The sequence below is a fragment of the Flavobacterium sp. YJ01 genome (genome assembly GCF_029320955.1).
In the GTDB taxonomy this organism is placed as follows: domain Bacteria; phylum Bacteroidota; class Bacteroidia; order Flavobacteriales; family Flavobacteriaceae; genus Flavobacterium.
This window is the reverse complement of the sequence record NZ_CP119757.1, coordinates 5,084,658-5,105,938: the sequence shown is the minus strand read 5'-3', so window position 1 is coordinate 5,105,938 and position 21,281 is coordinate 5,084,658. Positions and strand designations below refer to the sequence as shown.

Annotated in this window: 20 protein-coding genes; 12 read left to right on the top strand and 8 right to left on the bottom strand. The window is 44.2% G+C overall.

Annotated features, from left to right (window positions below):
- Positions 1–147: 147 nt before the first annotated feature.
- The 5 genes from P0R33_RS21910 to P0R33_RS21890 all read left to right on the top strand — a co-directional run bounded on the left by P0R33_RS21910 (position 148) and on the right by P0R33_RS21890 (position 2,913).
- Positions 148–372 carry a hypothetical protein gene (locus tag P0R33_RS21910; protein WP_276173294.1) on the top strand — a complete coding sequence of 75 codons (225 nt, stop codon included), beginning with the start codon at positions 148–150 and terminating at the stop codon, positions 370–372.
- Positions 373–398: 26 nt separating this feature from the next.
- On the top strand, positions 399–644 hold the full coding sequence (locus P0R33_RS21905; RefSeq protein WP_276173293.1) for a hypothetical protein: 246 nt from the start codon (positions 399–401) through the stop codon (positions 642–644).
- A gap of 71 nt (positions 645–715) precedes the next feature.
- Positions 716–1,387 carry an SRPBCC family protein gene (locus tag P0R33_RS21900; RefSeq protein WP_276173292.1) on the top strand — a complete coding sequence of 224 codons (672 nt, stop codon included), beginning with the start codon at positions 716–718 and terminating at the stop codon, positions 1,385–1,387.
- Positions 1,388–1,568: 181 nt separating this feature from the next.
- Positions 1,569–1,994: a response regulator gene (locus tag P0R33_RS21895; protein ID WP_276173291.1), complete on the top strand. Its 426-nt coding sequence runs from the start codon at positions 1,569–1,571 to the stop codon at positions 1,992–1,994.
- Between the two features lie 16 nt (positions 1,995–2,010).
- The gene (locus P0R33_RS21890; protein ID WP_276173290.1) at positions 2,011–2,913 is read left to right on the top strand and encodes a CorA family divalent cation transporter; all 903 of its coding nucleotides are present in this window, start codon (positions 2,011–2,013) and stop codon (positions 2,911–2,913) included.
- Here the strand turns inward: P0R33_RS21890 and P0R33_RS21885 are convergent, their stop codons facing one another.
- The 6 genes from P0R33_RS21885 to P0R33_RS21860 form a co-directional block, all read right to left on the bottom strand.
- Positions 2,914–3,300 (bottom strand): response regulator, encoded by a 387-nt coding sequence (locus tag P0R33_RS21885; RefSeq protein WP_276173289.1) that lies wholly within the window; start codon positions 3,298–3,300, stop codon positions 2,914–2,916.
- A gap of 142 nt (positions 3,301–3,442) precedes the next feature.
- A complete protein-coding gene (locus P0R33_RS21880) occupies positions 3,443–5,074 on the bottom strand; it encodes an ATP-binding protein (RefSeq protein ID WP_276173288.1) in 1,632 nt (543 codons plus the stop codon).
- Between the two features lie 4 nt (positions 5,075–5,078).
- On the bottom strand, positions 5,079–6,092 hold the full coding sequence (locus tag P0R33_RS21875; RefSeq protein WP_276173287.1) for a SpoIIE family protein phosphatase: 1,014 nt from the start codon (positions 6,090–6,092) through the stop codon (positions 5,079–5,081).
- Entirely contained in the window at positions 6,085–6,498 is a 414-nt protein-coding gene (locus tag P0R33_RS21870) for an anti-sigma regulatory factor (RefSeq protein WP_276173286.1), read from the bottom strand. The genes P0R33_RS21875 and P0R33_RS21870 overlap by 8 nt, the downstream gene beginning before the upstream one ends.
- Positions 6,479–6,877: an STAS domain-containing protein gene (locus tag P0R33_RS21865; protein ID WP_276173285.1), complete on the bottom strand. Its 399-nt coding sequence runs from the start codon at positions 6,875–6,877 to the stop codon at positions 6,479–6,481. Before P0R33_RS21865 ends, P0R33_RS21870 begins: the two co-directional genes overlap by 20 nt.
- Positions 6,878–6,892: 15 nt before the next feature.
- On the bottom strand, positions 6,893–7,729 hold the full coding sequence (locus P0R33_RS21860) for an STAS domain-containing protein (RefSeq protein ID WP_276173284.1): 837 nt from the start codon (positions 7,727–7,729) through the stop codon (positions 6,893–6,895).
- Between the two features lie 299 nt (positions 7,730–8,028).
- Here P0R33_RS21860 and P0R33_RS21855 point away from each other — a divergent pair, with 299 nt between their 5' ends.
- A complete protein-coding gene (locus tag P0R33_RS21855) occupies positions 8,029–8,463 on the top strand; it encodes a response regulator (RefSeq protein ID WP_276173283.1) in 435 nt (144 codons plus the stop codon).
- A gap of 12 nt (positions 8,464–8,475) precedes the next feature.
- Here P0R33_RS21855 and P0R33_RS21850 read toward each other — a convergent pair whose 3' ends face one another.
- Positions 8,476–10,929, bottom strand: coding sequence for a PAS domain S-box protein (locus tag P0R33_RS21850; RefSeq protein WP_276173282.1), 2,454 nt, complete (start codon positions 10,927–10,929; stop codon positions 8,476–8,478).
- A 325-nt stretch (positions 10,930–11,254) separates the two neighbouring features.
- On the opposite strand from P0R33_RS21850, the gene P0R33_RS21845 reads away from it, so the two are divergent.
- The 6 genes from P0R33_RS21845 (at position 11,255) to P0R33_RS21820 (ending at position 18,936) form a co-directional block, all read left to right on the top strand.
- Complete coding sequence (locus P0R33_RS21845) at positions 11,255–12,208, top strand: hypothetical protein (RefSeq protein ID WP_276173281.1); 954 nt, start codon at positions 11,255–11,257, stop codon at positions 12,206–12,208.
- A gap of 135 nt (positions 12,209–12,343) precedes the next feature.
- Complete coding sequence (locus tag P0R33_RS21840; protein WP_276173280.1) at positions 12,344–13,000, top strand: DUF6766 family protein; 657 nt, start codon at positions 12,344–12,346, stop codon at positions 12,998–13,000.
- A 281-nt stretch (positions 13,001–13,281) separates the two neighbouring features.
- Positions 13,282–15,423 (top strand): catalase, encoded by a 2,142-nt coding sequence (locus P0R33_RS21835; protein ID WP_276173279.1) that lies wholly within the window; start codon positions 13,282–13,284, stop codon positions 15,421–15,423.
- Positions 15,424–15,440: 17 nt separating this feature from the next.
- A complete protein-coding gene (locus P0R33_RS21830; RefSeq protein ID WP_276173278.1) occupies positions 15,441–16,007 on the top strand; it encodes a ferritin-like domain-containing protein in 567 nt (188 codons plus the stop codon).
- A gap of 218 nt (positions 16,008–16,225) precedes the next feature.
- On the top strand, positions 16,226–17,803 hold the full coding sequence (locus P0R33_RS21825) for an FAD-dependent oxidoreductase (protein ID WP_276173277.1): 1,578 nt from the start codon (positions 16,226–16,228) through the stop codon (positions 17,801–17,803).
- 128 nt (positions 17,804–17,931) lie between these two features.
- Positions 17,932–18,936, top strand: coding sequence for an SDR family oxidoreductase (locus P0R33_RS21820; RefSeq protein WP_276173276.1), 1,005 nt, complete (start codon positions 17,932–17,934; stop codon positions 18,934–18,936).
- A 105-nt stretch (positions 18,937–19,041) separates the two neighbouring features.
- Here P0R33_RS21820 and P0R33_RS21815 read toward each other — a convergent pair whose 3' ends face one another.
- Entirely contained in the window at positions 19,042–21,279 is a 2,238-nt protein-coding gene (locus P0R33_RS21815) for a xanthine dehydrogenase family protein molybdopterin-binding subunit (protein WP_276173275.1), read from the bottom strand.
- Positions 21,280–21,281: the final 2 nt, after the last annotated feature.

The following is a 21,281-nucleotide window of genomic DNA, read 5'->3' as shown; positions in this document are numbered from 1 at the left end:
ATACTGCACAAATGAAAAACAAAAAAACTAAAAAAACACCGCCATCCGCAACATGTTAATTTGACAATAAATCCCATTTTTTCTGTAAGAAAAATAATTAAGACATGAATTAATTTTAGTATATAAAAATCCTAAAATAGAGCAATCATGGAAAATCTGAATAATTACAGCGAACAAGAACTTCAAAAATGTCCTTATCACCAGCATCTTAAAGCTTCAGGAGATAAAGACAGCGATAAAAGTGCCAATACCGGGGACTGGGAAGATGAGCGTGATCAGGACGGAACAGATCCGGTCCGTTATGAAGAGGACGGCGGCAACAACAATTCCGGAGGCGCCGGAAGCACAGGCAGCGCTGCAACCAACAGTTAAGATATAAACTAAAAAACAAGAATGCCATGATCACAGACAGCAGCAATTACGATAACAGCAATGCTTCAGATAACGCTTATCTCGATAATGAATTCTCTAATGCTCTTGAAAGAGACGGCCAGCAGACTCCTGAAAAAGATGATTTGGATGAGAATTTACAGGACCATCAAGCGCTTGATGCGGATGATCTCGATAACGATCTTTCGGAGCGTAATGATGAAGACGGATCTGAACCTGAAACTTTTTCGGACGACGGCTATAAAATAGATTAGACAATCTTAAACAGCCCGCAGCCATTCAACCGGGCAGCCGCAAAATTTACAACAACCTTAAATCAAAACAGATGCACACCTCAACACTATCCAATAGAAATACTGCTTCAAAAAGCAATGTCAATGTTTCGGCATTTGAACGCATCCTGATGGCAGCGGCAGGATCCTACCTGCTGTATAAAGGGCTGACCCAGGAAAAGAAAAACATAACGCAGATCACCTCAGGCGGGGCAATGCTGGCACGCGGGATCAGCGGCTACTGTCCTGTTTACAGCGCCGTAGACCATCTGAAAAATGATAAAGGCTCTAATGTAAACATCAGAACCAGCGTCACCATCAATAGGCCCATCAGCGAGGTATATGCCTTCTGGCGAAATCTGGAAAACCTGCCTAAATTCATGAGCCATCTCGAATCGGTAAAAACCATCAGCGGCACGCAGTCTGAATGGACTGCTAAGGGACCTGCCGGAATAGGGTCGCTGAGCTGGAGGGCTGAAGTCATAAAAGAGCAGAAAGAAAAACTCTTAAGCTGGCAGTCACTGGATGATGCGCCTGTAAAGAACTTCGGAAAAGTACTTTTCAAAGCCATCGGCAGCGCAACCGAAATAGAGATAACGGTTTCCTACCGCGCCCCGCTGGGAATTGCGGGACAGGGAGCAGCAAAACTGCTGAACCCTATTTTCGAAAAAATAGTGCACGATGATATCAGCGGGTTTAAATCCTATCTTGAAACAAAACAGTAAACAGATAATGTTCTTTGTTTGTTTTCCAAAACCTTTTGGAAGCTTCTTCCAGAAGGTTTTTTTCAACTGGCTGCGGCCCGTCATAAATTTATCCGGCCGGGTATGCGCCGAAGACTTGAAATCTGATAAATTAACAGGCTGGGCTTCTTAAAGATTAACTATTAAAACGTACCTTTACGGCATGAGAAGAAACGGTGAAATTATTATAATTGAAGATGATGAAGACGACAGGCTTTTTCTCAAAGATATTTTTGAAAGTCTGGATTATCCGAACAAAATTAAATTTATTGAAGATCCAATGGAAGCCATTCCCTACCTTTCCAATCCTGCGGTAGTGCCTTTCCTTATCATCTCGGACATCAACATGCCAAAGATAAACGGCTTTGAACTGCGCGAGCAGATTATCTCCACGATCGGCATCAGCCATAAATGCGTGCCTTATATTTTTCTCTCCACTTCCCGAAATCCTGAAAATGTCAGCAGGGCCTACCGCTGCAATGTCCAGGGATATTTCAAAAAAGAAGAAGATTTCTCGGTCTATAAGATGATGATGAAAAACATTGTGGAGTACTGGCGCATAAGCCTGACACCTGCCGCACAATTATAATAAAACATGAAAGACCATGGCACTGAGCACCTGCCAGATTAAAGGCACTGATATCACATGGATTGATATATATGATCCCTCCGAAGAGGATCTTAAATCGGTCAGCAGCAAATACAGCCTGAATTCCTACACCCTTAAGGATTCTCTTGATCCTGACCATCTCCCTAAATACGAAGAACATAACGACACCCATTTTTTAATTGTCAGGCTTCTGCATGATGAAAACCAGAAACTGCCTACCGTACAAAGCCTGAGCAGTAAAATTGCTGTTTTTTTCACTGATAGGTTTATCATTACCATAAACCGGTGCGCACAGCCCATAATTCAGAATATTATGGATAATATGGCCAGTGACGCAAAGATAAAATCAGCCTCTGGGATTGCCATGCATATTGTGGGTGACGCCCTGCGGTCCTTTGAAGAGCCTGCCATGAAACTCTCCGCGGCCATTGATTCCTACGAATCCACGCTGTTTTTAAAGAAAAACATACCCGATGATATGATAGAAGATATATATTATCTTAAAAACAGGACCGGTCTTTACAAAAAACTGCTGCTGCTGAGCAACGAAGTGGTAAGCTCCATTAAAGCAGAAGGAGAAGAACGTCCAGCCCAGCGCGACTTAAGAGACCTGCATACCAAACTGGTTCTGCTCTATGACCAGATCCAGGAAGATGCCAATAACCTCCTGAATATCTATCTTTCTCTTTCTGCCAGAAAGACCAATGATGTCATGAGGCTGCTGACAGTATTTTCAGTTTTCTTTATGCCACTGACTTTTATTGCCGGCATTTACGGGATGAATTTCAAATTTATGCCCGAACTCGAATCCCCTTTAGGATATCCTGCCGCCATTATTGCTATGCTGGCTGTATCTGTGCTGATCTTTTTCTGGTTTAAAAGAAAAAAATGGCTTTGATTACAGTATGGAATCCAGGGCAGCGATCAGCTCGCCGAAACTGTTAGGCTTACTGAAGTATTTCAATATCTTGTTTCCGGCAAAGAGCTCTTTGACGAATTCCTGTGAAGGCGTAGAAATCATAATCACCGGAATAACTTTAAGCTTATTGTCATTTTTCAGCAGTTCAAGAAGCTCAAGTCCGTTAAGCACCGGCATATTGTAGTCCAGAAAAATAAGGTCGGGAAGATTATCGGAAGCGGACAGCTCTTTAAATGCGGCTTGGGGATTTCCTATCCAGCGTATTAAAATGCCTTTATTAAGAGAATCAACGGCTTCTAAAAACAGTTCGGCATCATCAGGATCATCGTCAATCAGTAAAATATTTTTATATAACATGGTTTTCATTTTAACTGCCTTAAAAGGCTGCAGCTTTTATAAATACGTGTTTTAACCTCTCAGGGTTTGGAGCAGGATTACTATTCTTTTTATATTCATGCCCAAAATTACTTATATGCTGTATGGAAGCACCTGTAAAACGGTCTGTATTCTAATTTTTAGGCAGGTAAATCCAGAAGGTGGTCCCTTGATCCGGAATGCTTTTAAAACTGATTGCCCCATTGTGGTTTTCAATGATTCGTCTGCATAAAGCCAGCCCGATTCCATTTCCTCCATATTCCTCCCTCTGGTGCAGGCGCTGGAACATATCAAAAATTCTTCCCGAGTAATCGCTGTCCATTCCAATCCCGTTATCAGCAATGGAAATCACATGGAAATCGCCTGCCGGAGCCGCGGTATCAAAAGAGCGGTCGCTGCGATCTGAAATTTCAAAAGAACTGATTTTTACTTCAGGCCTTGAGGCATTGAATTTAAGGGCATTGTTAATCAGGTTAAAAAATAACTGCCGCAGCTGCCCGGCCAGTCCTACGACCACAGGAAGCTGTTCTGCCTTTACCGCCGCCTGCTTTTCTTCGATGACCAGGCTCAGGTCATCAAGGGTATCGTAAATAATGGCGTTAAGGTCCACTTTCTCCAAAAACTGCTCATGGGTGTTGATGCGGGAATAATTCAGCACATCGGTAATTAAATTAGACAGACGCCCTGCCGCCTTTGTAATTTTATCAAAGTAATACATTGTTTTCTGCTCTTCGGTCAGGTGCTCTGCCGCACGCGAAAGCATAATCAGGATCTTGCGCAGAGGCTCCTGCAGGTCATGGCTGGCAATAAAAGCAAACTGTTCAAGCTCCTTGTTTTTAAACTTTAATTTTGAATTGGCGCTTTCCAGTTCCAGCTGGATCTGCTTCAGCTCCGAATTATCCTTTAAGGCTTCAACCATCAGTTTCTGCGCATTGTTGTTTACAAAATAAATAAGCCAGCTGCTGAAGGAACCGTCTTCGGTTTTGTTTGGCATAATGGAAACAACATGCCAGACATAAAATGCATCCTTTTTAATCCTCACCTCGGCGGTGAATTCCCCGCGGGTCTTTTTGGCTGCTGACCAGCCTTCCAAAAGAAGCGGAACATCTTCGCTGTGAAGAAATGTGCCCAGGGATTTTTTATCAAAAAGCAGCAGCGGTCCCGCAAGATATTCCTCCAGTGCATTATTGGAAAGCAGCACATTGCTGCGCTCGTTGACAATGCAGATTAAGACAGGAATGGTATCAGCCAGTTTTCTATATCGGTTTTCACTCTCACCAAGTTTTTCCGAAAGTGCGATCAGTTCTATATTTTTCCTCCTGATTTCATCATAGGCCGATATGGGGGGCTCATATTCAAAATATTCCGCAAGACTTTTGATTTTAGCATCCGAAAGAAGGCCCGGCGAAGGAACTGGATGGTTCAGTGCGGTCACCGACTGGCTGCCGTCATACGTATATTCTATATCTCCTGATATTTTTGATGCATATCTGAAGGCCTCCGGGCTGCATTTTTGCAGGTCCACTTCATCAGTAAGGACTGCCCGTATTTCTTTTTTGGTCGCTCTGATGATATTAATTCCCAGTACCAGCACCGAATTGCGTCCGTTAGAAATGCAGCAGCGCGCTACTTCCGACACAGCCGTTGAAAAACGGGTCTGCGCTGATAAGGGCATGCCGCACATCTCGGCTATCTTCATCGAACGTTTATGGGCCAGTATCAGGTCCATTTCATTATCCAGGTTGATTTTTACAATTTCTTTCATAAACCTAAAGTATTTTGCCCACCAGAATGGTAGCGTCATCAGTGCCCCGCACATGGTCTTTGTACAGTGAGCACGCGATTATTCCGGGACCCTGCTTGATGATGGAAGAAAGTTCGCTTAAATTCCATCTGGTGCGCAGCCCGTCGCTGTGCATGATAATTATCTGATGTTTCTGGTACGGCACCAAAGTGCTGTTTAAAGTTCTTGGAATATTGTGTCCGAGAATTCCGTTATAAGGCGTATAGGTCTTGTTTTCAAGTCCGCTGTAAATACGGGTATTAATGTTGCCTATACCGCATATATTCCACACTGCTGCCCCATAATCCGCACAGACGATTGTAGCTACGAGCCCCCTGCTTTTTTTGACCTGCTCATGGATGTGGCGCAAAATTGCAATCGGATCGCTTTCCGCACACTGCTTAAAAGCTTTTAGTGCCTGCTGGACCGCCTCATGCGCATTTGCGCCGTGCCCGAGTCCGTCTCCGACAAAGATCTGGAAGCCTTTTCTGGTATTTTTTATGTAATAGCCGTCGCCGCAGAGTTTCTCTCCCGGATAATTCACGCTGAGGGCTGAAAAATTAAAATCTGAATCATACGGCGCAGGAACAATATCTGCCTTATCACAGATTTTTATGTACTGCACCGTTCCCCAGCCTCTCATGGAATAAATCTGGAAATCATTGCTGAGCCGTTTAATAGCCCCGAGTCCCTGTCCAAGTGTATTGGAAGTGGAATAGCCGTCATTCATGATCCGATGCACATTCTCAATGCCGGTTCCCCTATCGAGGCAGTAAATCTCTATTTCATTATATCCTCCGCTGTGGTTCGCCCTGTAAAGCAGCTCGCCGCCGTCTGCATACTTAATCAGGTTGGAGGTAAGTTCTGCAATAATAATATCGGTTTCAGCAGCCCTGTGCGGGGTAAATCCCAGCTGCAGGGCTAAATTATGTATTTCCCTTTTGATGAAAGGAATAAGGCTCCTGTCATCAATTTTGTAAACGGAAAAAGTATTATCCATTTTTCCATTTTATAATGGTAACGGTCGTCCCGCTTCCCAATTCTGTCTGTATATCAAATTCATTCACAAGCCTCTTGGTGCCCGGCAGTCCCAGTCCGAGGCTTTTTCCCGTGCTGTAGCCATCCTGCATGGCAAGATTCACATCCTTTATGCCGGGCCCGTTATCAATAAAGGTCACGCGCACCCCATGGTCTCTGCCATTATGGACTGACTCGATAATCACCCTGCCTCCCCCTCCGTATTTTAAAAGATTACGGACCAGTTCGCTGGTGGCAGTGATGAGTTTGGTCTGGTTCAAGATGCTCATTCCGACCTTAACGCCAAATTCCTTGACGCGGTTGCGCAGCGGGACTACATCCTGCTCCTTGACAATAAGCAGTTCTTCTTTATTGGTCGTCGTCGTCATACACCTGCTCCTCGTTATCGCCATTGTACATTTTCGCGCGAAGCAAATCCATGCCCTTCTCAACATTCAAGGCACTTATTACACCGTTCAAAGTTAATCCGAGTTCAACAAGAGTTATCGCTACAGCAGGCTGCATTCCCACCACTACTGTCTGTGCATCCATAATTTTTGACATGACCGCAATGTTGCCCAGTATCCTTCCCATAAAGGAATCAATTATGGACACCGCTGAAATATCTATCAGGACACCTTTTGAATTATGCTTATTGATGGTGTTAATCAAATCAGATTCAAGATTCTCTGCCAGCTGGTCATATAGATCCACCTGAATGGTAACCAGCAGAAAATCCCCCATCTTAAGTATAGGAATTCTTTCCATGTCAGTTCTTTAATCTTATTGGGTTATTTTTCTCTTTACAACCGTTAACTGAAGCATGTCAAAAGCGGTCTGAAGAGCGCTGGCAAGAGAAGCTTTGGTAATGATTCCGGTTAGGTCAATTCCTAAGTGCACCACTGTCTGGGCAATTTCAGGTCGGATTCCGCTGATGATGCATTCCGCCCCCATCAACCTCGTCGCACTGACTGTTTTGATAAGATGCTGCGCAACGAGCGAATCTACTGCCGGCACGCCCGAAATATCAAGAATGGCAATAGAGCTGCCCGTATCGACAATCTGCTGCAGCAGGTTTTCCATTACAACCTGTGTTCTGGAGCTGTCAAGTGTCCCGATTATAGGAAGCGCTACCACGCCTTCCCATACACGGATCACGGGAGTGGAAATTTCACTGATCTCATCAACCTGTCTGGCAATCACATCCTCGCGGCCTTTCATATAAGATTCGAAAGTCAGTATGGTCATATTGTCCAGAAGAGTGCTCAGCTGCAGATTTGCCTGGTACAATGCTGCAGGGTCTGATTCGATTTCTGAAAGAATACTCGATGCCGCTTCTTTAAAAGTAAGCAGGTACTGCGCATTCTCGCGGGGCGAGAAGCCTCGCCTCCCTCGTGAACTTGAAATTCCGATCAGAAGATCATGCACTTTTTCAAATTCCTCTGATTCTGTATTTCCCCCCGCATGCTTTACGGCATCCAGTAATAGCGCTGCGAATTCTTTGGATTCTTCCTCCTCTGTCGCTCCGTCAGCCGAACCGTTTGCAGCCATCAGCTGAGACCAGATAGTTAATATTTTATTTTCGTGCTCCTTCAAGCCCGCCAGAACATTATTTTGCATTTGCTGTGATATTTGGAAATTTATACTAACAAATATATGCAATTAATTCAAGCCAAATGAGGCAATTTTTTAATTTATCCTGTTATTTCTTACAATGGAATTCACAAAAACTCGAACGCGTCATATCCCGCAGGCGATTCTTTGCAATAACCCGCTTTTTTTTCTGGCCTGCCTGCTGAATCAGCGGCTGCCGAATTTAAAAACAGTAGATGTGCGGCGCAGAAAAACGCTCCAAAAAAATACAGATTTACTAGTTAATAAGTCCAAAAATTATACCTTTACCCCTTGAATTTAACACTATGGCATTAGACAGCTGCACCACAATATTTTATGTGGACGATGATCCCGACGACAGGATGTTTTTTGAAGAAGTAACCCAGCAGATCGGTGAACAGATCAGCGTTTTTGAGCTTGGCGACCATATGCTGCTGCAGCTGAAAAATCCGCCTCCCTATCCTTCTGTGATCTTTCTGGATCTGAATATGCCCGTTAAGGATGGCTTTGAAGTGCTAAAGGAAATCAAGCAGGCGGAAAACCTGGAGCATCTGCCCGTAATTGTTCTTTCCACAACGAGTAATTCTGAAACTGTGAAAAGATGCCTGAACCTCGGGGCTTCCCTGTACGTGCAGAAATCATTATCATTGGCAGATCTCAAAAAATCCCTTCAATATGTCATCTCCATTGACTGGCAGCACCATGTGGTAACGGAAAATAACTTTCTGTACAAAGGCTGAAAAAAGCGGTCATCATGCCGTAGCGGCTCCAACCCCCGCTGCCGGCAGATCAGGTAGCAAAATATGAAAGGTGCTTCCCTGCCCGCCAAGAGATTCAGCATACATAGCTCCCTGATGGTTCATGACAATCCTTCTGCACAATGCCAGACCGATGCCGCTGCCGGGGAAAATGGTCTGCACATGCAGCCTCTTGAAAATTTCAAAAATCTGCTGTTCGTGGCCTTTATCAAAGCCAATTCCGTTGTCTGTAAAAGATATATGGAAATAATTTACCGAAAGCAATGCGGAACTGCTCAGTAAAGAGGCCTGCTCGCCGGAGACCAGAACAGAACTTATTCTGATTCTCGGTGCTCTCTCAGGACTGGTAAACTTAAGGGAATTGCTTACCAGATTATAGAAAAGCTGGTTCATCTGGAGTCCGACAGCCTGCAGCATGGGCAGCTTATCCAATTCCAGTTCAGCCCCGCTCTCGTTTACCGCCAGTTCGAAATCAGTCCATATGCTTTCCAGCACCCGGTTAAGATCTACGGTCTGAAGCCTTTTTTCTGGCTGGACCAGCCGTGAAAATGCAAGAAGATCCGAGATGAGCTGGCTCATCCTGCCTGCTGAAAAGGCTATTTTACCGATAATCGTTCCAGCATCCCTTTTTGAATTTTCTTCCTGCAGCATGGCCGCAAAAATCTGGATTTTACGAAGCGGCTCCTGAAGATCATGGCTGGCAACATAGGCAAACTGCGCCAGCTCTTCATTGGAATTCTTAAGGGCGGCGTTGGACTGCTCCAGATCTGCATTGGATTCCTTAAGCTCTTTTAAAGCGCCCGCGAGTTCTTTTGTGCGCGTTTCAACCTCACTTTCCAGTGCCAGCTGCAGTTCCCTGTGAATGGTTATATCCTGGCTGGTGCCGCTGATGAACAAAGCTTTGCCATTTTCATCAAAATGAGTCTTGCCGACTGCATGGATCACTTTTTCCCTGCCGTCCTGCCCATGTATGATCCTGTACTCCGCCTCGTAGATGCCGTCGGAACCTTGTTGCTGGGCGCCAAAAAAAGCTTCGGTAACACGTTTATAGTCCGACGGTTTGATCAGGGCTCTTACCGCTTCAGACGGCACGATAGTGCCGTTCAGCCCAAACATATCGGCATGTCGCTGTGAAACGCTGCTCACGCCTGTGGCAATATCCAGCGACCAGGTGCCCAGCTGGGCCGTTTCCACGGCAGATAAGAGTTTGGCCTCGCTTTCGCGAAGAGCGAATTCTGCCAATTTGCTCTGCGTAATATCAGTAGCATGCACAATCAGTCCCGCCACTTTTCCCTGCGCATCTTTGTGGGGTGTATAAACGATGCTGAGCCATCTTTTAACACCCATTCTTGAAGGCGCAAACATTTCGTATTTTTCCTGTTTTCCGCCGTAGGCACTTTTAAGATGCGGAAGCGCTTTTTCATAAGCGGCCTCCCCTAAAAATTCCCTGACTGTTTTTCCGGCAGCCTCACTCCCTTCTATGGAAAACCATTCCCTGAAAACGGTGTTATAGGTGACATAACGCTGCTCGCTGTCAAGATAAAAAATCATGGCAGGCACTGTATCCCTTAAAAGCTGCAGGTGCGCCTCACTTGCCAGAAGCTTTTCTTCCTTTTCTTTTTCAGCTGTAATATCAATGGCTATGGCTGTTATGTATTTTTCTCCATGCTGGTCCGTTACCACAGAAATACTGTTGTTGACCCAAATGACTGCCCCGTCACGGCATATATAACGTTTGGTTATTAAAAAATCATTTCCATTTTCGATGCAGTCCTGCAGCATCTTCATATTGCGCTGCAGATCCTCCGGATGGGTCAGCTCTCCGAGATTCATCTGAAGGATTTCTTCACGGCTGTAACCGAGCATCTGGCAGTAGCGGTCATTCACTTCTATGACGCGCCCCTGAATATTGGCCTGTGCAATTCCGGCATTGGACTGCATCAGTACGCTGTTAAGCTGCCAGCGCACAGAACTTGAAGCGATCATATCAGGGATAACGGCTGAATTTTCAATACAGGTTGCAAACACCCCCTCAACAGTACCGGTCTTATCTGTGATCACGCTGTAACCTGCTGTCAGATAAACCTGCTGGACTGCCCCATTTCTTGTTATGGCAACAGTAATATTGGATTCTGATTTTAAGCTGCCGTCCTCAAAAATCCTGTGGATCGCATTGGAAACCGCCATCCATTCCCTCGGCAGGGAATCTTTAAGTTTTTTTGCCAATGCTTGTGGATGCCTCTTATTTGCTGCAAGGAATATGCGGAAAGGATCATTGTACAAAAAAGTTTTTTCTTCTCCCCATACCATAAACATCGGCACACGCGAAGAAAGCATAATGCCGGCTGCGGTCCTTAAGCTTTCCGGCCAGCAGTCAGGAGCCCCCAAAGCTGAGCCGCTCCAGTCCATCTGCAGTAAAATGGATCCTGTTTCTCCTCCGTTTTCCAAAAATGAAAACTGTGGGAATCGTTCTTCTGTGTGCACTTTGAATAGATTTCGTTCAGCCCGAAAGGTAGTGCTATTTTAGCTTACCCGCAATATGAGCAAACCGCCGCATTAGCAAACAGGCTTTATAAAAACCTATCAATCAATATATTAATAAAATTAAAATGGGAATTTTACAACATTTGACAAAAATAATATAAACACCAAAATGAGCCAGTACCTATTTTTGCTTTTGTAGTAATTATGTCACGCAGGATTCAAGAAAAAAATTGCCTAAACGAATAAGTGATCCTCAAAACATTGAAGTGAAATTTATCAGCTGCTGAAAATGAGAACACTGCTTCTTTTTATCCATTTGTTTTCTGCCGGCCTTTTTTATGCCCAGCAGCAAGCGTACTCCGGCAAAGTAAAACTGGCCATTGAAACTTATGCTTTTTTAAAGGGGCAGAATGCTGCGCTTAAAAAAATTGCGGTGCAGTTTCCGGACCTTAAAAAAGAAGTGGCGGCAGTGGAGAGAAATGCGCAGGCTGTGTTTGGAAGGGCTGAAAGAAATATAGAAATTTACCTTCAGCAGGAACTAAGCGGTCCGCGGTTCAGCAGTCTGGAGAAACAGATCGATTCTATGGCTGCTGGGCAGCTGAAAAATCCCATTGAAAAGAAAGAATATGCCGCCAGTTTTCTGGAGCAGGCCAAAGACAAAATTGGGTTCAGCAGTGCTGCAGCTGTTCCAAAAGGAGTAATGTGTTTTGCGTATCACGATGCGCCTCATGAAGAAGTTACCGACGGGCATACGGTATCCTTTACAACGGAAGACCACCCAAAAGCGCAAGAAACAGTCCTCACGTTTCCCATACCCAAAAGCTGGAAAGCAGCTGAGGCGGAGATGCCAGGAACAGTTCAGGAATTCACCAGCTGTGACGGAAACGGCACAGAAAAAATAATCGTTGCAATCCACAAACTGCCTGCAGAAAACAAGAACTTGCTTCTCAATGAAAAGTCTGTTTCAGAAATGATCCCACCGCAAAGCAGGCTCATCCGGACCGAAGCTGTTAAAATTGACGGCATGGCCGGGGTGATGGCTGAAATCGAAGAAATAGTCCATACGCCTTCAGCTAAAATGAAAGTACGCATGCTGCAGTTTATGTGCACCGGAAGACAGAAACTGTACTGTCTTCAAGGCAGCATCGGTCCGGCAGCCTTAGATCACAATCTGGATACGGAAATAAAAAAATACGAACCGCTGTTTCGTATTGTTGCCCAAGGCACAGAGATAGAGAATTAAATTCCGGAAGATTTTTAAATTTGAGAAAGCACTGATCCATTCCGGCAGTGCGTGTAATTCTGTAACCTGGACACCGCAATGATGTAACGCATGCAGGTCTTGCTTTTCGCATATTTGCACTCTAATCCTCTCATTATGAAAACCTGGCTGCGCAGCAACGGACTTTCGATCTGTTTTTTTATCCTGTTTTTAGGCTCAATTGCCGGACAGACCTTTTTCGGCTATCAGGAACATAACAAAGAATTGGCAGAAGAAAAGACAGCGCCGATAAAAATGTCCGCTTACCTTAAATCGGGGCATTTTATCCAGGCTACCTTTGAGAACTGGGAAAGCGAATTTCTGCAGATGGGTCTTCTGGTGGTCCTGACCATTTTCCTGCAGCAGAAAGGCTCCTCGGAATCCAAAGATTTTGACAGAGAGCAAGCGGTGGACAGAGAGCCTTCCGCCCGCAGAAAAGGATCCCCTTGGCCCGTCAAAAAAGGAGGTTTGACACTTAAAGTATACAAGCATTCCCTTACCATAGCGCTCATGCTGTTTTTTGCCTTCTCATTTGTCATGCATTTTTACGGAAGCCTGAAAGATGAAAACGAGAAACTCCGCCTCACTGGAAAACCGGAGCAGTCTGCTATGCAGTATGCAGGCAGTTCAAGATTCTGGTTTGAATCCTTCCAAAACTGGCAGAGTGAATTCCTTTCCGTTTTCGCCATTGTGCTGCTGTCTGTCTACCTGCGCCAGATCGGTTCCTCCCAATCCAAACCGGTGGATGCCCCAGACAGTGAAACGGGAGCATAAATCCCGAGATTCTTATGCAGGCTGTCATGCATAAATTAATGCACCGGCAATACTTCATAAAACGGGAAAAGTTTCCTCACCCCTGTAATTACGGCAGTTTTCAACTCATATGGAAATATTTAAAAATAAGATATTTAACTTATATATTGTCTGATAATTCTGTAAGGCAGGACCATAATCGTATAACTTCTTTACAGGAGTTAGAGGTAAATTTATGAGCTTGGAAAACGCAGCAGAAGTGCTGTCTGCCAAGCCCTCTTTAACCACTAACACCATGAAATATGAAAAACTTGCAGGATGAGAAGCAGAGGGATCTGCTTGCAGACAAATCAGATAACACGAACAAATTTCTGACCACAGACCAGGGGTTGCGGATCAATGACGATAACAATTCCCTTAAAGCCGGCGAACGGGGGCCTTCTCTTCTGGAAGATTTTATCCTGAGGGAAAAAATCACCCACTTTGACCATGAACGCATTCCTGAAAGAATCGTGCACGCCAGAGGCTCTGGAGCCCATGGCTTTTTTGAAGTGACCAATCCTATTCCGGAATTGACCAAAGCAGGTTTTCTGCAGGAAAAAGGAATGAAGACACCCGTATTTACAAGATTCTCAACCGTTGCAGGATCGCGCGGGTCGACAGATCTGGCACGAGATGTCCGCGGTTTTGCCGTTAAGTTTTATACCCAGCAGGGCGTTTATGATCTGGTGGGAAATAATGTGCCTGTATTTTTTATACAGGATGCTTCCAAATTTCCCGATCTGATCCACGCCGTAAAGCCGGAACCTCACAATGAAATGCCTCAGGCAGCCTCTGCCCATGATACCTTCTGGGACTTTATCTCACTGATGCCCGAATCGATGCATATGATCATGTGGGCAATGTCCGACCGTGCTATTCCGAGAAGCTACCGCATGATGGAAGGTTTCGGCGTGCATACTTTCAGACTGGTCAACGAAGCAGGAGAATCTTCTTTTGTGAAATTCCACTGGAAACCAAAACTGGGAACCCACGCTGTGGCATGGGATGAAGCGCAGAAAATTTCAGGAAAAAATGCGGATTTTCACAGGCAGGATCTTTGGGAAGCCATTGAAGCAGGCAGCTTTCCGGAATGGGAACTGGGAATTCAGGTTATACCTCAGGAAGATGAAAATAAATATGAGTTTGATTTATTGGATCCTACCAAAATAGTGCCTGAAGAACTGGTGCCCGTTAAAATAATCGGAAGAATGGTGCTGAACAAAAACCCTGATAATTTCTTTGCAGAAACCGAACAGATCGCCTTTCATCCAGGACATGTGGTGCCAGGAATTGACTTTACTAATGATCCTTTACTGCAGGGCCGTTTATTTTCCTATACCGACACCCAGCTTTCAAGACTTGGAAGCCCAAACTTTCATGAAATACCCATCAATCGAAGTGTAGCTCCTGTCCACAACAACCAGCGGGACGGACATATGCGCCAGGAAATCAATACCGGACGCGTAAGCTATCATCCTAATTCGCTGGGCGGCGGCTGTCCTTACCAGGCTAAGATAGCCGAAGGCGGATTTTCAAGCTTTAATGAACGTGTTGATGCGCATAAAGTAAGAGGAAGAAGCGAGAGTTTCAATGATCATTTCGGTCAGGCCAAATTGTTCTTCAACAGCCAGACTCCCGCAGAAAAAAGCCATATTGTAAAAGCGCTTCGTTTTGAACTGGGCAAGGTCGAAACTGCCGCGATCAGACTGCGAATGCTCGGGCTTTTATCTCAAGTAGATAAAAATCTGGCTGATAAAGTTGCTGCCGGTCTCGGAACATCAGTACCTGCTGTACTTGAAAAACCGCTGAATCACGGCGTATCGCCTGAGAATGAAAACGGAAATCAGGAATCCAAAACAGTAGAACAATCCGTAAAATCTTCCGATGCCCTGAGCATGTTAAAAAACCCGACAAATTCGCCGACTATAGCTTCTAGAAAAGTAGCTATTATTTGTGCTGACGGGGTTTCTGATGCTGCTGTATCCAATATGAAAAAGGCACTCCTTAAAGAAGGAGCCAAAGGCTGCATTATAGCACCCAATTTAGGAACCGTACTGTCTGACGCTGATGGAGAACTCCACGTTGATTTCAGTTTCCTAACCGCATCATCTGTTTTATTTGATGCTGTTTACATTCCTGATGGACTTGGACTTACCGTACTTGCTGAGAGTGATGAAATAAATGAGTTTTTAAACGACGCTTATAAGCACTGCAAAGTAATCGGCGCAGACGGAAGAGCCGAGGCCGTAATCAGCGGCGCATCATTTGCTTCCAAAATCACAAATGAGGATAAAGGTATTATTATCGCAAAGGACGCGGCAACGGAAAAATTTGCCAATGACTTTATATCTGCGATGGGAAAACACAGATTCTGGGAAAGAGAACCAAACCTCTACAATTAAAACTTAAAATATAAATCATGAAAACATCAGAAAAAACAAAAGAAACAAATACTGCGCAGAAAAGCAAAGATGCGGTTGTGGCACCAAAAAGCGATGCAGCTTCCGAATTGAGAGACTTATTTATCGACAGTCTCAAAGACATTTACTGGGCTGAAAAAGCCCTTGTGGGCGCGCTTCCAAAAATGCAGGCCAATGCTGCTGCTGCAGGTCTTGCATCTGCGATAAAAGAACACCATGCCGTAACCAAAAATCAGGTCGCAAGACTCGAGGAAGTTTTTAAACTTTTAGGAGAAAAAGCCGAAGGAAAAAAATGCGAAGCAATGGCAGGTCTTTTGAAAGAAGGAGACAGCATATTGGAAGAAACGCAGCCTGGACCGGTGCGAGATGCCGGGATTATTGCAGCCTCGCAGAAAATCGAACATTATGAGATTGCCACTTATGGAACTCTTGCTGCATTTGCCAAAACACTTGGTGAAAATGATGTGGCAAAGCTTTTAACGCAGACTCTTGCTGAGGAAAAAGAAGCCGACTGCCTGCTGAATGATGTAGCGCTGAATGCTGTAAATACTGCGGCAGCAGAATAATATAATAGCATATTTTAAAAAAAATTGTATGAATTATAAGCCTCAGCCAGTAAGTTATTACTGTACTGGGGCTTTTTCATTCGCTGCAGAAAAAGTTTTACAATACCGCTGCTGGCAATGATATAACGCCCTCGTTTAAAGCTGTAAGACAATTAATAATCAAATACTTAACTTTAAGCAGCAATATTTCAAAGGTCAATTCTAAAATATATATAAAAATGGAAAATCAAGATAAATTAAATGATGGGAGTATTTCTTCGGGCGAAAATGTTTCATTCTGGATTGATTCTGCTCCAATTGCTGCATTTGAAAAACCCAATGGTGATGTACATACGGAAGTTCTCATCATTGGCGGAGGTATAGCCGGGCTCACAACTGCTTATAATTTGGTTAAAGAAGGAAAAAAGGTGGTGCTGGCAGAAGATGGTTTTATAGGCAGCGGCGAAACGGGACGTACAACGGCCCATCTTACAAGCGCATTAGATGACCGCTATTATTTTCTCGAAGATACTTTTGGGAAAGAAGGCGCAAAACTCGCTGCTGAAAGCCATACCGCCGCTATTGCTGCTATAGAAAAAAATGTCAAAGCTTTAAATATTGACTGTTCCTTTAAAAGAGTCAACGGCTATCTGTTCCTTCATCCCAGCGACGAAGAAAAAAATCTGCAGAAAGAATTTGAAGCTACACAAAATGCAGGACTTAATACCGGTCTTTTAAAAAGCACTCCTTCGATACAGAACGGAGACCAGACAAGCTGCCTGGCATTTTACAATCAGGCACAGTTTCATATACTTCGCTACCTTGACGGACTCGCAGCTGCTATAGTATCTTTGGGAGGCCGCATTTACACGCAGTCACGTGCAGAAGAAATTACAAAGAAAGGCGCTCTTGTCAATAATTACAAATTTACGGCTGACCATATCGTAGTGGCAACCAACTCTCCAATTAACGATATGGTTACCATGCATACGAAACAGGCCGCTTACAGGACTTATGTTATAGCCGGTAAAATCCCTAAAGGAACGCTTCCTTATGCTCTTTGGTGGGATACGGGAGATGCTGATTCAAAATGGGTTTCCCAGCCTTACCATTATGTGCGGGTGGAAAATTTTGATGAGAATTACGATCTATTGATTTCAGGCGGTGAAGACCATAAAACCGGCCAGGCCGAGCATGAAAATATTGCTGAAGCTGAACGGTATGAAAAACTGGAAGAGTGGACGCGCACTTATTTCCCTGCATTGGAAGACATAGCATACCGATGGTCCGGACAGGTAATGGAACCTGTAGATTCATTGGGCTTTATGGGAAAAAATCCCGGAGATGAGAATGTTTATATCATTACAGGAGATTCAGGAAACGGTATGACGCATGCCACTATCGGGGCTGCCATTATCACTGATGCCATTCTGGGCATTAAAAATAAATGGGAAGATCTGTACAGCCCTTCTCGAATTACGCTGAAAACAACTCTTGACTTTGCAAAAGAAGCTGTAAATATGGCTTCCCAGTATCTGGACTGGATTTCTTCTTCTGATTTAAAAAATACGGCTGATGTTCCAGCTGGAGAAGGCGGTGTCATTACGAAAGGCCTCAAAAAAATTGCCGTATACCGTGACTATGACGAGTCGCTGAAAGCTTTTTCTGCTGTCTGTCCCCATCTAGGCTGTATTGTGCACTGGAACAATGACGAAAAATCTTTCGACTGCCCGTGCCATGGTTCCCGATTTGCTTCAGATGGAACTGTCACCAACGGACCCGCTCAGACCAATTTAAAACCAATAGATGTCAAATAGCATGCAAATTAGATTTTTGCAGCATAAAGAGGCAATCCTATAATACCAGCAGCAAAGCCATGAACTAAATTTGATTTATATCAATTTCGTTAAAAAAGTAAAAAAATTAAATTATAAATCCGATTATTATGGAAAATAAAAACAACATACCGCACAACACTGAGCAGACAGGCGTAGCACCTGCACTTGGAGAAAGCGCTCTGAATACCGAAAATACTGTTAATCCAGCCGCAGAACAAAGCAGCAATGGAGCTGAAATACAAGATCCGACTGTTAAATATGCAGTGCCGCCATTTAATGAACAGTCACAGCCATGGCCGGGTCTTGTCAGTAAAATGGATCCGAGACCGGATCACGGTGAAGAAAGTTACAAAGGAACGGGACGTTTAAAGGGCCGCAAAGCACTTATTACGGGAGGTGATTCCGGTATGGGCAGAGCTGCCGCTATTGCTTATGCAAGAGAAGGTGCTGACGTTGCCATAAACTATTACCCTACTGAAGAAGAAGATGCAAAGGAAGTAATCCAGCTGATTGAAGCCGCAGGAAGAAAAGCTGTAGCCATTCCTGGAGATCTTCGTGATGAATCATTCTGCAGATCTCTTGTCAAGCAGGCTGCCGAAGGCCTTGGCGGGCTGGATATCGTGGTAAACAACGCAGCAAGACAGCAGGCACACGAATCCATTTTGGATATTTCCTCAGAAGAATTTGACTGGACCATGAAAACCAATATTTATGCGCCTTTCTGGATCATTAAAGCCGCTCTTCCTTATCTTAAGCCGGGTTCTTCTATAATTGGCACCAGTTCGGTACAGGCTTATACTCCAACAGAAGATCTGTATGATTACGCTCAGACTAAAGCTGCCACAACCAACTATATCAAATCACTGGCCAAACAGCTGGGACCGAAAGGAATCAGGGTGAATGGTGTGGCTCCAGGTCCTGTATGGACAGCGCTTCAGGTAAGCGGCGGTGCAACTATGGAAAAACTCAAAGAATTTGGTTCACAGACTCCTATGGGAAGACCTGGACAGCCAGCTGAACTTGCCTCTATTTATGTACAGCTTGCCGCTGAAGATGCGAGCTATGCAACGGGCCAGATATACGGTTCGAGCGGTGGTGAAGGAAATCCTTAATCGAAAAAAACTACAGATCATTACATATAAAAAAACCTCAGCAGTACAAACTGCTGAGGTTTTTTTATTTAATGAAAGTTAATTCATTTGTAATTCCGTTATTATTTATAAAAGCTTGTCAAAATGAATCGGCAGGTTATTAATACGTTTTCCCGTTGCATGGAAAATGGCATTTGCAATCGCTGGAGGCATACCTACCACACCTATCTCTCCTACACCTTTCACGCCTAAATCATTGACAAAGTCATCCTCTTCCTCGATAAAAATAACTTCCAGATCATGAATATCAGCATGAACAGGTATATGATATTCTGCCAGATTGGGATTCATATATTTTCCAAACTGATGATCCAGTATTGTTTCTTCATGCAGGGCTTTGCTTATACCCCAGATCATTCCTCCTAAAATCTGGCTCTCTGCTGTTTTAGGATTGATAATCCTTCCGGCTGCAACGGCTGTAACCGCTCTGGTGACTTCTATAATCCCCAGTTCCTCATCAACTTCCACCTCAACAAAAACAGCACTGTGAACGAGTTTCACCTTTTTTCCGTATGTAAGCGGATTAGGCATTGAACTATTGGTTGTCTTAATTTCTTTTCCGCCGTTGGCAGCAAAAATTTCCTGGACGCTGAATTTCACTTCTGCACTATTTTTCAAAAATATAGAGCCGTCGCTGAAAACGGCGTCTTCAAATACCGCATCTGCAAGACCGGAATCTTTATCTCTTTTAGCTTTTTTAAATAATTCTTTATTCAGTGCCCTGCAGGCTGCGTGAACAGCTGATCCTACTGTTGCCGTAGTAAACGAACCGCCTTGTATCGGTGCAAAAGGCATGCTGCTGTCGGCAAAAGAGAAAGTAATATCTTCTAAAGGAAGTCCCAGTTCGTCTGAAGCAATCTGCGTCATAATAGTCATTGTTCCTGTTCCGATATCAGTAACAGCACTTTTAATTTCAACCTTCCCGTCACTTGTCATAATCGCCTGAGCTCGGGCTAAAATTCTGTTGGCATCCCAAATGCCGGTCGCCATTCCGTATCCGACCAGTTTACTTCCAAGCCTCATGCTCCGTGGCTCGGGGCTTCTTTTCTCCCATCCAAATTTTGCCGCGCCCTGCAGGTAGCATTTTCTAAGTTCTTTACTGGAGTACTCTTTTCCGGAGCTTTTATCTTTTTCAGCATAATTAATTAGTCGAAATTCAATAGGATCAATGTTCAGTTTATAGGCCAGATCATCCATCGTAACCTCAACGGCATGGATGCCGGTGCTTCCTCCAGGAGCGCGCATATCCAGCGGCGAATAAACATCAAGCGGAACAAGTTTATGCTCGAGCAGCGTATTTTCAGCGGGATAAAGCATGCCCGCCCAGTTTACCACAATTTCTACATAATCTTCAAACTGCGAAGTTTCTCCTATTGCTTTGTGGTATACCGCGTTTAATTTTCCCGTTTCATCAGCGCCAAACTTGGCATACTGCAGCGTCGGCGGTCTGTGCCCGAAAGTGAACATCTGTGCCCTGTCTAAAGTAACGCGGACATTTCTTTTTAACGCCAGAGATGCCATAACAGCCATAAACAATTGGTACTGCGGACGAAGTCCAGACCCGAAAGCACCGCCTACAAAAGGCGCAATGACCTGAACGTTTTTCATTTTTAATCCAAAAACGTTTGCCACATACATTTGGGAATTAATAGTGCCTTGGGTTTTATCATAAATTTTCAGTTTGTTTTTAGCTTCATAAATCACCGTTGCGGCAAACATTTCCATCGGATTATGATGTTCTGTTCCATGTTTGAATTCGCCTGAACTCTGCACAAAAGAGTTTTCGTAGGCTTTCTCAAAATCCCCTGTTGGTTTAGGCGGCGGCGGTTTCAGCATAGAAGCCATTCCTTTTTTTGGCGTTCTGGCTTTATCCATATTAGATTCTAAGTCAGTTTCGAATTTTTCTTCATCATAAGCAAGTTTAATCTGAGTGGCAGCATAACGTGCCATTTCAAAAGTGTCAGCGACCACTAGTGCAATGGGCTGCCCGTTATATTTAATCTCATTATCCTTTAAGGGTTTGAAAACCGTTCCGGGAGGCGCATCCATATCAGCATACTGAAAATCGAACCACGCCGTGGAAGGCCTGTTTTCATGAGTGAAGATTTCAATGACGCCCTCAAGTGCTTTTGCATCTGTCGTGTCAATAATCTTAATTTTACCTTTTGCAATCGTGCTGTTCACCACATAACCGTAAAGAAGTTCAGGAGCTTCATATTCTCCTGCATACTTCGCAGTTCCTGTAACTTTTAAACGGCCTTCCAGTCTGCTGATCGGTTTTCCTATTGAGGGTAATTTTGTCATTT